This window comes from Pseudomonas sp. RIT-562 (assembly GCF_026241895.1).
GTDB classification, from domain to species: Bacteria; Pseudomonadota; Gammaproteobacteria; order Pseudomonadales; family Pseudomonadaceae; genus Aquipseudomonas; species Aquipseudomonas mandelii_F.
Map to the genome: position 1 here is coordinate 1 of NZ_JAPJIV010000028.1, position 14,694 is coordinate 14,694.

The 14,694-nt window shown below is 61.1% G+C and carries 11 protein-coding genes and 1 pseudogene; 8 read left to right on the forward strand and 4 right to left on the reverse strand.

The features are described 5' to 3' along the window. Nucleotides 1-77: 77 nt before the first annotated feature. From ORL50_RS25650 to edd, 4 genes are all read right to left on the reverse strand, one after another. Nucleotides 78-1,547: an ATP-binding protein gene (locus ORL50_RS25650; RefSeq protein ID WP_266019128.1), complete on the reverse strand. Its 1,470-nt coding sequence runs from the start codon at nucleotides 1,545-1,547 to the stop codon at nucleotides 78-80. Continuing rightward, nucleotides 1,537-2,268 carry a response regulator gene (locus ORL50_RS25655; RefSeq protein WP_266019129.1) on the reverse strand — a complete coding sequence of 244 codons (732 nt, stop codon included), beginning with the start codon at nucleotides 2,266-2,268 and terminating at the stop codon, nucleotides 1,537-1,539. Before ORL50_RS25655 ends, ORL50_RS25650 begins: the two co-directional genes overlap by 11 nt. Before the next feature lie 162 nt (nucleotides 2,269-2,430). Then, the gene (locus tag ORL50_RS25660) at nucleotides 2,431-3,381 is read right to left on the reverse strand and encodes a glucokinase (protein WP_266019130.1); all 951 of its coding nucleotides are present in this window, start codon (nucleotides 3,379-3,381) and stop codon (nucleotides 2,431-2,433) included. Next, entirely contained in the window at nucleotides 3,378-5,204 is a 1,827-nt protein-coding gene (edd, locus tag ORL50_RS25665) for a phosphogluconate dehydratase (protein WP_266019131.1), read from the reverse strand. The genes ORL50_RS25660 and edd overlap by 4 nt, the downstream gene beginning before the upstream one ends. Nucleotides 5,205-5,424: 220 nt before the next feature. Between edd and gap the strand changes: the two genes are divergently transcribed. The 8 genes and pseudogenes from gap to ORL50_RS29190 all read left to right on the forward strand — a co-directional run bounded on the left by gap (nucleotide 5,425) and on the right by ORL50_RS29190 (nucleotide 14,602). Continuing rightward, on the forward strand, nucleotides 5,425-6,426 hold the full coding sequence (gap, locus tag ORL50_RS25670) for a type I glyceraldehyde-3-phosphate dehydrogenase (protein WP_162440207.1): 1,002 nt from the start codon (nucleotides 5,425-5,427) through the stop codon (nucleotides 6,424-6,426). Between the two features lie 364 nt (nucleotides 6,427-6,790). After that, on the forward strand, nucleotides 6,791-7,309 hold the full coding sequence (locus ORL50_RS25675; RefSeq protein WP_266019137.1) for an RNA polymerase sigma factor: 519 nt from the start codon (nucleotides 6,791-6,793) through the stop codon (nucleotides 7,307-7,309). Nucleotides 7,310-7,391: 82 nt separating this feature from the next. After that, nucleotides 7,392-8,357 (forward strand): FecR family protein, encoded by a 966-nt coding sequence (locus ORL50_RS25680; RefSeq protein ID WP_266019138.1) that lies wholly within the window; start codon nucleotides 7,392-7,394, stop codon nucleotides 8,355-8,357. A 122-nt stretch (nucleotides 8,358-8,479) separates the two neighbouring features. After that, the gene (locus ORL50_RS25685; RefSeq protein ID WP_266019140.1) at nucleotides 8,480-11,044 is read left to right on the forward strand and encodes a TonB-dependent receptor; all 2,565 of its coding nucleotides are present in this window, start codon (nucleotides 8,480-8,482) and stop codon (nucleotides 11,042-11,044) included. 123 nt (nucleotides 11,045-11,167) lie between these two features. Continuing rightward, a complete protein-coding gene (locus ORL50_RS25690; RefSeq protein ID WP_266019141.1) occupies nucleotides 11,168-11,794 on the forward strand; it encodes a biliverdin-producing heme oxygenase in 627 nt (208 codons plus the stop codon). A 67-nt stretch (nucleotides 11,795-11,861) separates the two neighbouring features. Then, nucleotides 11,862-12,263 (forward strand): YbaN family protein, encoded by a 402-nt coding sequence (locus ORL50_RS25695; protein WP_266019143.1) that lies wholly within the window; start codon nucleotides 11,862-11,864, stop codon nucleotides 12,261-12,263. Between the two features lie 473 nt (nucleotides 12,264-12,736). Next, a pseudogene (locus tag ORL50_RS29185) lies at nucleotides 12,737-13,744 on the forward strand (methyl-accepting chemotaxis protein); the annotation flags it as partial. A gap of 102 nt (nucleotides 13,745-13,846) precedes the next feature. Then, nucleotides 13,847-14,602, forward strand: coding sequence for a methyl-accepting chemotaxis protein (locus ORL50_RS29190; protein WP_490722694.1), 756 nt, complete (start codon nucleotides 13,847-13,849; stop codon nucleotides 14,600-14,602). Nucleotides 14,603-14,694 lie beyond the last annotated feature (92 nt).

Below are 14,694 nucleotides of genomic sequence, written 5' to 3' on the forward strand. Positions count from 1 at the left end.
CAATTGAATAGCCCGATCAAAAGATCGCAGCCTTCGGCAGCTCCTACATAAATCGGTGCAGGAGGATCCTTTGACCTTCAATCAACCGAACGGGGCAACTGTAACGTCACCCGCAAACCGCCTTCACGCAGGTTCTGCAGGCTGACTTCACCGCCATGACTGTGCGCAATATTGCGTGCAATACCCAGCCCCAACCCATACCCCTGCTGTTGCCCGGCCAACCTGAAGTGCGGCTCGAACACCTGTTCCAGGCGCTGCTCCGGCACACCCGGGCCTTCATCATCAACGTGCAGGATGAATGCGCTTTCATCATCGTCGATGTGCAAGTGGGCGTTCTGCCCGTACTTCAAGGCATTGTCGATCAGGTTGCCAATGCACCGTTTGAGTGCCAGTGGCTTGCCGGGGTAGGTCGCCAACGCCCGCCCCTGCTGGGTCACACGACCGTTGCCGTTGGGCGCCAGATACGGTTCCACCAGGCAATCGAGCACGTGATTGAGGTCTACCGCTTCGATGTTCTCGTGGATGTCGGTGTCCTTCACGCATTGCAGCGCGCCCTTGACCAGCAGTTCCAGCTCGTCCAGGTCGCGGCCGAACTTGGCTTGCAACTGTTCGTCCTCAAGCAACTCCACGCGCAAGCGCAACCGGGTAATTGGCGTGCGCAGGTCATGGGAAATGGCGCTGAACAATTGGCTCCGCTCGGTGAGGTAGCGGCTGATGCGTTCGCGCATCGCGTTGAAAGCGCGGCCCACTTCGACCACTTCACTGCCACCGCCCTCCGCCACCGGCTCCACTTCGGCGCCCAGGGACATATCCCGCGCGGCTCGCGCCAGGCGCTTGAGCGGTCGGCTTTGCCAGTGCACCAGCAAGCCGATGAACAACAGCAGGAAGCCACTGGTGAGCACGATGAACCACACCTGTTGCGCGGGCAGGCCCTGCTCTTCCAGGCTGGTGTAGGGTTCGGGCAGGAGCGAGGCGATGTACAGCCACTCGCCGGGCGCCATCTGGATCTGCGTGACCAGCACCGGTGGATTGACCGGCTCCAGGGTCAGCGCGTAGTGCGCCCAGGAGCGCGGCAGCTCGTCGAGTTTCAGGCCGCCATTAAAGATCCGCAGGTCCTCGGGACTGACGAAGGTCACGGAGATATCCGCGTCCTGCCCCAGGGACTGGCGCAACACCTCGTCCACCGCCTTGAGCACCGCGGCTTTGCGCGGGGTGATCGGCAGTACTTCCATGCCCAGGGGTTTGTCGTTGAGCGTCACGACAAAACGCGTGCCGCCCATGCTGCGCAACTGGTCGAGGACCAGCGGCCGGAAGGCGACGGGCAGGGAGCGAAAGTAACTGACGCTGGCGGTCATCGAATGCGCGAGGCTGCGGGCACTGGTGACCAGGCCTTCGAGCTGGGTAGCGCGCAGTTGCGAGACCCAGATCACGCTCGACAACGCCTGCGCGAACAACACCGCCAGCAGTGTCAGCAGCAACATCCGCCCCAATAACGAACGCGGCACCGGCACCTTTGCCGCCAGTTTGCGCAGGAACTCAGTGACCATTGCTGGCAACCACATTGGCTGCCAGCTGATAACCGCTGCCACGTACGGTGCGAATCAGCCGTGGCGGTTTTTCGGTATCGCGCAGGCGTTGGCGCAGGCGGCTGACCGCCATGTCGACGATGCGATCCAGCGGCATCAGGTCGCGGCCACGGGTGGCATTGCCGATGGTGTCGCGGTCGAGGATTTCCTGGGGATGATCGAGAAACAGTTTGAGCAAGGCGAAATCGGCACCGGAGAGAATGACTTCCTCGCCGTCAGTGTGAAACAGCCGATGGCTGACCATGTCCAGGCGCCAGTCATCGAAAGCCAGCACTTCACTGCCGGAGCGCTCCTGACCGAACTGCGCGCGCCGCAACAGCGCCTTGATACGCGCCTGCAGTTCCCTGGGACTGAAGGGTTTGCCGAGGTAGTCGTCGGCACCGAGCTCCAGGCCGATGACTCGGTCGGCTTCATCGGAGCTGGCGGTGAGCATGATGATCGGCACCTGGGCCTGCCGCGGGTGCTGGCGAATCCAGCGGCACAGGCTGAAGCCGTCTTCGTCCGGCAGCATCACATCGAGGATCACCAGGTCGCTGGGGGCCTCGTTCATTGCCTGCCGAAAGCCGGCGCCGTCCGGTGTGGTACGCACCTGGAAGCCCGCGCGGGTCAGGTAGGTATCCAGCAACTCGCGTATCTCCTGATCGTCATCGACCAGCAAAATCGACTTGTTGACTGCGCTCACAGGAAGGCGTCCTTGTTGTTTGGAATGGGGCGGATTATGCCTTAACAGCCTGGAAAAATTGTTGTCTGTTAGGGCCCCATCGCGGGCAAGCCTTGCTCCCACAATGCAAACTCCCGAAATCCTGTGGGAGCAAAGCTTGCTCGCGATTGGAGCGACGCGGTTTCAGGCTTGCTCGAGCGCCACACCCGCGCCCATCAACCCTGAATACGGCGCCGTCACCAGCCACACCGGAATGCCCTTGAAGTAATCGCTCATGCAACCCTTGTCGGCAAAGCAGCGGGCAAACCCGCTCTCGATGAAGAAATCAGCGAACCGCGGAATCACCCCGCCAACGATGAACACGCCACCCCGTGCGCCGGTAGTCAGCACGTTGTTGCCCGCCACACGACCGAGCCAGCAGCAGAATTGCTCCAGCACTTCCAGGGCAATCGGGTCGCCCGCCAGTCCGGCGGCAGTGATCGACTCCGGGGTATCGAGCACCGCTTCATGCCCGTCTACCGCACAAATCGCCCGGTACACTCGCGGCAAGCCACTGCCACTCAACGCCGTCTCGGCGCTGACATGTCCGATCTCATCAAAAATATGCTGCCACAACTGCGTTTCGCGCAAGCTGCTCAGTGGCAGGTCAACGTGGCCACCCTCCCCCGGTAACGCGGCAAAACGCCCGGCGCCAAGGTCGAGCAAAGTGCCGACACCCAGGCCGGTGCCCGGACCAATCACCACCGCCGGACGCAACGGTTCCGGCGTGCCCTCGCACACCACCCGAAACTCGTCCGGCTGCAAGCGGGTCATGCCCAGCGCCATGGCCGAGAAGTCATTGACCAGCAGCAGTTGATCCACCTGCAGCGCCTGGCAGAACGCCTTGCGACTGAGCCGCCAGTGATTGTTGGTGAACTTGAACTCGTCGCCGCTCACCGGGCCGGCCACCGACAGGCACACCGAGCCGATGGAGCCTGGCGCCAGGCCGAGCCCGCTCAGGTACAGGGCAATCGCCTCTTCCGGGCTGGCATGATCGGCCGTCGCCAGCACCTGGATGGCTTCCAGTTGCTGGTCTTTCCACAACGCAAAACGCGCGTTGGTCCCACCGATATCACCGACCAAAGCCAGTTTCAATTAAGCGTCTCCAGGGCAGAAGTGAAGGCGCTGGCGCCCTGCTCCGCCGAGCTGAAGGCCATGCGCATGAAACCAAACAGTTCGCGGCCAGTGCCGATGTTATTGCCCAACAGGCCCTTGGCAGGTTCGCGCGCTGCGAATTCGTCGGCGTCCACCTTAATCTCCAGGGTGCCTTTGACGCCATCGACGCGGATGATATCGCCCTCCTGCACCCGCGCAAGAGCGCCGCCGACATAAGCCTCAGGGCTGACATGGATCGCCGCCGGGATTTTCCCCGAAGCACCGGACATGCGCCCGTCCGTTACCAGCGCCACTTTGAAGCCGCGGTCCTGCAGCACACCGAGGAACGGCGTCATTTTGTGCAGTTCCGGCATGCCGTTGGAGCGCGGGCCCTGGAAGCGCATCACCGCAACAAAATCCTTCTCCAGCAAACCGGCTTTGAACGCATCGGCCAGGTCCTGCTGATCCTGGAACACCATGGCCGGTGCTTCGACGATCTGGTTTTCCAGCGCGACAGCGGAAACTTTCATCACGCCACGACCGAGGTTGCCTTCCATCACACGCAGGCCGCCTTCTGGGGAGAAAGCACGTGCGATCGGGCGCAGGATGGTTTCATCGAGGCTGTCGGTCACGCCCTCGCGCCAGACCAGTTCGCCGTTATCGAGGAACGGTTCCTGGGTGTAGCGGCTCAGGCCATGACCGAGCACGGTGTTGACGTTTTCGTGCAGCAGCCCGGCTTCCAGCAATTCGCGGATCAGGAACGACATGCCGCCCGCAGCTTGGAAATGGTTGATGTCGGCTTTGCCGTTCGGGTAGACGTGGCTCAGGGTCGGCACGACTTCGGAGAGGTCGGCCATGTCCTGCCAGGTCAATTGGATTCCGGCAGCCATCGCGATGGCCGGCATGTGCAGGGTGTGGTTGGTCGAGCCGCCGGTGGCGTTCAGCGCCACGATGGAGTTGACCAGCGAACGCTCATCGACGATTTCACCGATCGGCATGAAGTTGCCATTTTGCTTGGTCAGTCGCGTGACTTGATGCGCCGCTTCGCGGGTCAGGGCTTCGCGCAACGGCGTGTTCGGGTTGACGAAAGAAGAGCCCGGCAAATGCAGGCCCATGACTTCCATCAGCAACTGGTTGGTGTTGGCGGTGCCGTAAAACGTACAGGTGCCGGGGCTGTGGTAGGAATTCATTTCCGATTCCAGCAGCTCCTCGCGCGAGGCCTTGCCTTCGGCATAGCGCTGGCGCACATCGGCCTTCTGCTTGTTGGAAATGCCCGAGACCATCGGCCCGCCAGGGACGAAGATCATCGGCAGATGACCGAAACGCAGCGCGCCCATCATCAGGCCCGGCACGATCTTGTCGCAGATACCCAGCATCAGCGCGCCGTCGAACATGTTGTGGGACAGGGCCACGGCGGTGGACAGCGCGATCACCTCGCGGCTTGGAAGGCTCAGCTCCATGCCCGGCTCGCCCTGGGTCACGCCATCGCACATGGCCGGGGTGCCGCCGGCGAACTGGCCGACGGAGCCGATCTCGCGCAGGGCTTTCTTGATCTGTTCAGGGAAGACTTCGTACGGCTGATGCGCCGAGAGCATGTCGTTATATGACGAAACAATTGCGATGTTGGCGGAGTTCATCATCCGCAGACTGTGCTTGTCTTCGGTGCCGCAACCGGCCACGCCGTGGGCGAAGTTGGCGCATTGCAGCTTGCCGCGCATCGGACCGTCGCTGGCCGCACCGCGAATGAGCGCAAGGTAAGCCTCGCGGGTGGCGCGGCTGCGGGCGATAAGCCGTTCGGTGACCTCAAGGACGCGGGGATGCATGTGTAGAACTCCAGGCTAACGGATGTGGCGACCTGATTGTCTATGCTGAACAAGCACCGCTGTGATTGGGATGACAGACGGTTTTCTTGATCGGTCGGACCAGTTGATTCAGGTCACTCGTTGTAGATTGAACAAAATATTGCCATTAAAAAGGCTTGTTTTCTATTTTTATGCGAATAATCTTGTAATTCCAACAACAAAACGACGGCGGCCCAGTTAAATGACTCTTCGAATTGCAATCAATGGTTTTGGCCGTATCGGCCGCAACGTCCTGCGGGCACTGTATACCCAAGGCTACCGTCAGGACCTGCAGATCGTTGCCATCAATGACCTGGGCGACAGTTCGATCAACGCTCATCTGCTCAAGTACGACACCGTTCACGGCACGTTCGACGCTGATGTCCAGCACGACCAGGAGAGCCTGACCGTCAACGGCGATCGCATCGCGGTCAGCGCCATTCGCAATCCGGCCGATCTGCCCTGGGCTGCGGAAAAGATCGATGTGGTGTTCGAATGCACTGGTCTGTTCACCGACCGGGCCAAGGCCGCCGCGCATATTACTGCCGGCGCGCGCAAAGTCATCATCTCGGCCCCGGCCAAAGGTGCCGACGCCACCGTGGTGTACGGGGTCAACCACGACATTCTGCGCCAGTCGCACCAGATCATTTCCAACGCCTCCTGCACCACCAACTGCCTGGCCCCGGTAGCCCAGGTGCTGCACCGAGAACTGGGGATCGAAAGTGGCCTGATGACCACGATTCACGCCTACACCAACGACCAGAACCTGACCGACGTCTACCACACCGACCCATATCGAGCGCGTTCGGCCACACAGAACATGATCCCGAGCAAGACCGGTGCGGCGGAAGCCGTTGGGCTGGTGCTGCCGGAACTGGCAGGCAAATTGACGGGCATGGCGGTGCGCGTGCCGGTGATCAATGTGTCGCTGGTCGACCTGACCGTGCAACTCAAACGCGAAGCGTCGGCTGACGAAGTGAACGCGTTGCTCAAGGAAGCCAGCCAGCACTCGAAGATCCTCGGCTACAACACCCTGCCGCTGGTTTCCAGTGACTTCAATCACAACCCGCTTTCGTCTATTTTCGATGCCAACCACACAAAATCCAGCGGCAAGCTGCTGAAGGTGCTGGCGTGGTACGACAATGAATGGGGTTTCTCCAACCGGATGCTGGATAACTGCCTGGCGTTGTGTAACGCCGAATAACACAAGCGCCTCTCCCCGTAGGAGCGAGCCTGCTCGCGATGGACGTCAACGATGACGCGGGCAGCCTGACGCCCAACGGCGCCCTCAGGTTTTTCGCGAGCGGGCTCGCTCCTACAGGTGTTGTGCGACGCTGAAAACGCAAGCGCCTCTCCCCGTAGGAGCGAGCCTGCTCGCGATGGACGTCAACGATGACGCGGGCAGCCTGACGCCCAACGGCGCCCTCAGGTTTTTCGCGAGCAGGCTCGCTCCTACAGGTGTTGTGCGATGCCGAATAAACACCTGCGCAGTTTTTCACAATTGAGGGCTTGACCATTCGAGTAGATGATAAGCATTATCATTCGCTCGAAATGGATCAGGTCCTCCCGTGAGTCAATCGCGCTTCAATCACGTCTTCATCGCCCAGCGGGTTTCCCTGCTGCGCACACTGGAGCGGATGGTCAACAATCACAGCACCGCCGAAGACCTCCTGCAGGAAACCTACCTGCGGGTGACTCGCGCGCTCAGTGAGCGGGCCATCGATCACCTTGAACCCTTCGTCTTCCAGACCGCCCGCAACCTGGCGCTGGACCATTTGCGCGCGCGCCGCATCCAGTCGCGCACCCTGCTCGATGACGTGCCGCTGGAGGTGGTCGAAAGTGTCGTCGCGCCGGTCAGCAGCGCCGAGGATGCCGCCCATGCCGAACAGTTGCTGGAGCGCCTGAACGTGAGTCTCAACCAACTCAGCTCGCGCCAACAGAAGATTTTCATCCTCAGCCGACTGCACGGCCACAGTTACCTGGAGATTGCCGAGCAACTGGACGTCTCGCTCAGCACCGTGCAAAAGGAGCTGAAGCTGATCATGGCGATCTGCGTAGGGGTTGCCGAACGTCTGAACGGCGACTGACATCGCGAGGCTTTGCTACCCTTGCGTCTTTTCGCGCTCCACTAAAAAAACAGCAGTGCACAGACACTGCCGAGGAAACACCGTGACGCACACCCGCCGCCCGCCTCCGCCCTCCCCGGCGCAGGACCGCGCCACCGCGATGGACCAGGCCCTGGACTGGCTGATTGTGCTGGGCAGTCCGAGCGCGGAACAGACTCTGGCGTTCAATGCCTGGCTCGCTGCCGACCCGTTGAATGCCCAGGCGTTTGAACAGGCCCAGGCGATCTGGGACGGCCCGCAAGTGCTGCTGAGCGCGCAAACCCTGGCGGCCCGGCCGCCAAAGGTGACGGTGCTGGCGCGCCTGCGTCCACACTGGAAACCCTTGGCCACCGCCGCCGTGCTGATCCTCGGTTTGTTCAGCTTCAGCAACCTGCCGATGCGCCTGCAGGCCGATCACCTGACCGTGGTCGGCGAGCGCCAGCGCCTGCAACTGGAGGACGGTTCCAAAGTCCTGCTCAACACCAATTCGGCGTTCTCCAGCACCATCAACGATCAGCAGCGCATGGCCCGCCTGTATCAGGGCGAAGCGTTTTTTGAAGTGGCCGGCAACCGCGGCCAGCCACTGGAAATCGATGCCGGACCGGTCAAGGCGAGCGTGCGCGATACCGCCTTTGCCGTGCGTTATCTGGACGGCGTGGCACAGGTTCGGGTCCAGCGCGGGGATGTCGACTTGCGCGCCACCCGTGACGATGCGCGGGTGCGCCTGTCGGCCGGGGAGAGTATTCGCATCGGCCCCAATGGCTTTGAGCGCCCGGCCAAGCTCGACGTCGCCACCGACCTGGCCTGGGTCCAGGGCCGCCTGGTCTTCGAGAACTGCCCGTTGAGCCAAGTGCTGACGGAGCTGCGTCGCTACTATCCCGGCTGGATCATCAACAACAACGAGCAGTTGGCGGACATTAACGTGACCGGCAATTATCGCCTCGACCAGCCGCTGGACGTGGTGCGCTCGCTGGCCCACATCACCTCGGCGCAGCTGCGGGAATTCCCGGCGCTGGTGATCCTGAACTAAATGATAATTATTTTTACTCGATAACCGTCGCTCGTTCGTCTCGTTATAGCCAATGCAATTGATTCGCATCTTCAAATGCCAATCAGCACCTATAAAGATTCGTGCGACACGGAGCGCTATCGATGTCCTCTCGCCTTACCCGCCAGTCCTCTTCACCTACGCGCATGTTGTCGCTGCTGACTGCGGCCATTCTGATGGCCGGCAGCGCGCCACTGCTGGCTGCCACCGCCAACGGACAACAGACCCGCAACATGGGTGATTACTCGTTTGCCATTCCCCAGCAACCGCTGGTGTCAGCGTTGAACGCGTTCACCGCCGTGACAGGCTGGCAGGTCGGGTTTTCCGCCGAACTGGCGCAAGGGGTGGCTTCGCCCGGCGTGCGTGGCGCCTTGTCGCCGGAAACCGCCCTCGATCGCCTGTTGGTGGGGACCAACCTGAGCTATCGCAAGCTGGGCAACAACAACATCGTCCTGGAGTTGCGCAACAACACCGGCACCTTGAACCTGCAGCAAGTCACCATCAGCGCGACCCGCCAGGAACAGGACATAAGCAGCGTGCCGAGCACCGTCACGGTGCATACCCGTGAAGAACTCGACCGCAACAACGTCAACTCCATCAAGGACCTGGTGCGCTACGAGCCAGGCGTTTCCGTGGGCGGTACAGGACAGCGCTCGGGCATTACCGGCTACAACATCCGCGGCATCGATGGTGACCGCGTGCTGACCCAGGTCGATGGCGTGCAGGTGCCTGACGGTTTCTTCAACGGCCCCTACGCCCAGACCAATCGCAACTACGTCGACCCGGAAATCGTCAAGCGCGTGGAGATTCTTCGCGGGCCTGCCTCCGTGCTTTACGGCAGCAACGCCATCGGTGGTGCAGTCAGCTACTACACGCTGGACCCGGACGACATCATCAAGCCTGGCCAGGATGTCGGTGCTCGGCTGAAAACCGGCTACAGCTCGGCTGACGAGAGCTGGCTGACTTCCGGCACCGTCGCCGGGCGCACCGGCGACTTTGATGGCCTGCTGCACCTGAGCCAGCGCAATGGCCATGAAACCGAGTCCTATGGGGAAACCGGCGGCACCGGGCTTGATCGCACCGAAGCCAACCCGGAAGACGTGCGCACCACCAACATTCTGGCCAAGCTGGGCTGGAACTACGCCGAAGACGCACGTTTGGGCCTGACTTACGAGCACTACAAGGACGACCGTGACACTAACCAGCTGAGTGCCGTGGGTGGCCCGTTCAACGCAGGTCGCGGCTTCGGTTTCTACAAGGCGCGCAGCGGTAACGAAACCATTACCCGCGAGCGCTTCGGCCTCGACCACCGCTTCGGTCTCGACAGCGTGCTGGCAGACAATATCAAGTGGACGCTGAACTACCAGATCGCCAAGACCGACCAGAGCACCGAGGAAATCTACGCCCCTTCGCGCACCGTGTTGCGCAATCGGAACACCACCTACAAGGATCGCCAATGGGTGTTTGATGCCCAGGCCGACAAGGCGTTTGCCATCGCCGAAACCGACCACCTCGTTACCTACGGCACCACCATCAAGCAGGACAAGGTGACCGGCCTGCGCACCGGCGATGGCACCTGCCTGACCGTGGCCGGCGCGTGCCGGGTGATCGGTGCGCCGAGCGCCGCCGACACCCTGACCCCGGCCAGCGACTTCCCGGACCCGACCATCAACACCTACAGCCTGTTTGCCCAGGACCAGATCAGCTGGAACAACTGGACCTTCGCGCCGGGCCTGCGCTACGACTACACCCAGCTCAAGCCGCACCTGACCGAGAAATTCCTGGTTACCGTCGACCAGAGTGGCAATGGCGAGGTGGATGACAGCACCAAGACCTGGCATCGCCTTTCGCCTAAGTTCGGCACCACTTACCAGTTCAACGACCACTACACCTGGTACGGCCAGTACGCCGAAGGGTTCCGCACGCCGAGTGCGAAGGCGCTGTATGGCCGCTTTGAAAACACCTCCGGCGGTTATCAGGTCGCACCCAACCCCGACCTCGAGCCAGAGAAGAGCAAGAGCTACGAGACCGGCCTGCGGGGTCAGTTCGAAGCGGGCAGCTTTGACGTCGCGGTGTTCTACAACAAGTATCGCGACTTCATCAACGAGAACGCCATTACCCCGGGTTACGACGAGCTCACCTTCCAGAGCAACAACATTAAGCACGCCACCATCAAGGGCGTGGAACTCAAGGGTCGCCTGAACCTGGATACATTTGGCGCCCCGAGCGGTCTCTATACCCAGGGTTCGTTGTCTTACCTGTACGGGCGCAACGATGACAGTGGCGAACCGCTGAACAGCATCAACCCGCTGACCGGCGTGTTCGGTCTCGGTTATGACCAGGACAAATACGGCGCACTGCTCAGTTGGACCCTGGTCAAGCGCAAGGACCGGGTCGACAGCACCATGTTCAACACCCCGGACGGTACCAGCACCCAATTCAAGACTCCGGGTTATGGTGTGCTCGACCTTGCCGGGTTCTACAAGGTGACCGACGATGTGACTGTCAATGCCGGCCTGTACAACCTGACCAACAAGAAGTACTGGCAGTGGGATGACGTGCGCGGCTACGACAGCGTGGGCGAGGCCTCCGTGACCCAACCGGCCAACCTCGATCGCCTGACCCAGCCGGGGCGCAACTTCTCGGTCAATCTGGTGTGGGATATCTGAACCACTGGAGCTCACTGTGCTGTTTGAACAAAGGCGCAGTGAGATTTTTTACTCGACCGTGACGGCTGGTTCGTCTAGTTCATAACGCACTGACCCGTATTGATTTATCAAGGAAAGAACGACATGTCCGCACAAACTTCGGCATCCGATGCCAGCCCTTTGATGACTCCACGCTCGCAGCGAGTCAGGGAACTGACTCACGACCTGCACAAAAGCCTTGAAAATACAGTCGCCGAATTTGCCCCCACCGATACGCTTGCCGGCTTCGCCCGGTTCGTCCAGATGCAATATTTGTTTCAATCGGAAATCCAGGGGCTGTACCAGGACCCCGAACTGATCAAGCTCTTTCCCGATTTGCCGGAACGCTGCCGCGTAAAAGCGGCAGAGGCCGACTTGGCCGACCTGGGCTCGAGTATTCCTGAAGCAGTCCCGGGTGCCCTGCAGTCCCCTGCGTTGGCGGAAGCTTTGGCCTGGATCCGGGTTTCCGAAGGCTCGAAACTGGGCGCTGCAATACTGTTCAAGCAGGCTATCGCCCTGGGCTACAGTGAGACCCGGGGCGCGCGGCACCTGGCGGAACCAGCAGGCGGTCGCATGCGGGGCTGGAAAGCATTTAATGCCATCTTCGACAATTTGCAGTTGAGCGCCGAGGAAGAAGCTCAAGTGGACAGAGCTTCCAGAGCTGCCTTCGCACGCCTGGAGTTGCTGCTCAGGGCAGTAGGAAAAAGTCCGCTCGAGGCCCAGAGCGTTTAAGCTGCCCCCTTGTTGACGGCAAAAAACCGGTCGCTGAAGCGGCCGGATCTCTTACCTGATGTTGGTCATGACTCAACCTCCTGCCTCCACCTCAAAACTGTCGCGCATCCTGTTTGGCATGCTCGCCTATATCAGCCTGGGCATCGGCCTGATTGCAATTGTGGTGCCTGGCCTGCCAACCACCGAATTCATCCTGCTCGCCGCCTGGGCCGCTACCCGGAGTTCCCCGCGCCTCAGTGCCTGGCTGGAAAACCACCGCCTGTTCGGCCCGATCCTGTGCAATTGGCGTAATGGCAAAATCATCGCCCGGCGCGCCAAAGTCAGCGCCACTGTAAGCATGTTGCTGTGCGCCGGGCTGATGCTGGTGATGCTCGATCACGGCTGGCCGATCTACCTTGCCATCGCCGGAATGATCCTGGGCAACCTGTGGATCTGGTCGAGACCGGAATCGCTGACGCAACCGACCTGAAAAACCAGTCGTCCCCATCGCGAGCAGGCTCACTCCTACAGGAATTGAGTTTACGCAAACGCTTGCGCTGACCGTTCATCGGCTTTTGCTCATGCAAACATCCCCCGCGCCGATGCCTTTTCCATGGCGCTGAATGGACTTGGCGAACCCGGTCGATCTCGACCCACAGCCAACACCTCATCCATTCGCGAGTTCGCCTTATGTTCGACTCTCTCTCCATCCGCCTGAAAATCGTTCTGCTGTCCGGCCTGTGCCTGCTGGGTGTGATTGCCCTGATCGTGAGCATGAACATTTACCAGACCAACCAGAACGACGAACTGGTCAGTGCCTCCAGCAGCAAAATGCTCACCGACAGCGTGCAGAATCTGTTGCAAGCCAAAGCCGCCGAGCAGGCGGTGCGGGTGCAGAAGACCTTTGGCGAAAGCCTGACGGTGGTCACGGCCCTCGCGGATCAGATCAAGGACCTGCGCAACATGGCGGCCAAGCGATCCCTGGAAGCGAGCACCGTACGTGAGGAGTTGAACCAGGATCTGCGAACCGCCTTCGAGCGCAACAGCAAAGTACTGGGGATCTGGCTGGCGTTCGAACCCAACGGCCTGGATGGCAAGGACAGCGAATTTGCCAACGACGCCGCGCGCCAGTCCAACGAGGCCGGGCGTTTTGCCAGTTACTGGAGCCGTGCCGGTGGTGCCGGGGTCAACACCATCATGGTCGAAGACGACATGACCAAGACCACCCTCAACATCAACGGCACGCCCTATAACAGCTGGTACACCTGCCCTCGCGACAGCAAGCGCACCTGCCTGCTGGACCCGTACGCCGACACCGTCAACGGCAAGGAAATGCTGATGACCACCATTTCCGTGCCGCTGCTGGTGGATGGCAAAACTATCGGCGTGGTCGGCATCGACATCGCTCTGGATGCCCTGCAAGCGGCCGCCGTCGAGTCTCAGCGCGACCTGTTCAACAGCGCCGGGCACATGCTGATTGTCTCCGGCAGCGGTGTGCTCGCCGGCTACAGCGTCGACGCCAGCAAAGTCGGTAAAAGCATCGCCGACACCCTGGGCACAGATGGCAAGGAAGTGCTGCAATTGCTCGGCGCCGGCACGCCAAAAATACTCGAACAAGGCGAGCTGATTCGCGCCGTGTATCCGGTCAGCCCGATTGGCGATTCCAAGGCCTGGGGCGTGGTCATCGACCTGCCGAAACAGGTGCTGCTGGCCGACTCGGTCAAGCTGCAAACCGTACTCGATGATGCCCAGCAAAGCGGCACAATCAAGGCCGTGCTGGTGGCTGCGGCGGCTGGCCTGGTTGGCCTGCTGCTGATGTGGCTCACCGCTTCGGGCGTGACCCGGCCGATCAACAGCGTCGCGCAGATGCTCAAGGCTATTGCCAGCGGCGATGGCGACCTGACCCAACGCCTGCAGTACAGCAAGAAAGATGAACTGGGCGAGCTGGTCAGCTGGTTCAATCGCTTCCTCGACAAGCTGCAGCCGACCATAGCGCAGATCAAACAGAGCATCACCGATGCCCGCGGCACCGCCGACCAGTCCTCGGAAATCGCCCGCCAGACCAGTGAAGGCATGCTGGTGCAGTTCCGCGAAATTGATCAGGTCGCGACTGCTTCCAATGAAATGAGCGCCACTGCCCACGACGTCGCCAACAGTGCCTCCAATGCTGCGAACGCTGCCAAGGGCGCGGACCAATCGGCCCGCGACGGTATGCAGATCATCGAGCGCAGCACCCGCGACATCAACCAGCTGGCCGATGAAGTCAGCAAGGCGGTCAGCGAAGTCGAAGCCCTGGCGGTCAATAGCGAACAGATCGGTTCGGTGCTGGAAGTGATCCGCAGCATCGCCGAGCAAACCAACCTGCTGGCCCTCAACGCCGCCATCGAAGCGGCTCGCGCCGGCGAGAGCGGGCGCGGTTTTGCAGTGGTGGCCGATGAAGTGCGCAACCTGGCCAAGCGCACCCAGGACTCGGTGGAGGAAATCCGCAGCGTGATCGAACGCATCCAGACCGGCACCCGTGGCGTGGTTGCCACTATGCACTCGAGTCAGACCCAGGCGCACAGCAACGCCGGACAGATCCAGCAAGCGGTCCAGGCCTTGAGCAAGATCAGCGACGCGGTCACCGTGATCAGCGACATGAACCTGCAAATTGCCAGCGCTGCCGAACAGCAAAGCGCGGTGGCCGAGGAGGTCAACCGCAACGTCTCGGCGATTCGTACCGTCACCGAAACCCTGACCGGGCAAGCGACCGAGTCGGCGCAGATCTGCAGCCACCTCAACTCGCTGACGACTCAGCAGATGAAGTTGATGGATCAGTTCCGCGTGTGACCCTCGAATATTCGCAGCCTTACCGCAGGAACTGCGCAAGGCTGCGACTTGTTGATCTTTTGCACTATGCTGCCTTCTCCTCGGGAGAGCGC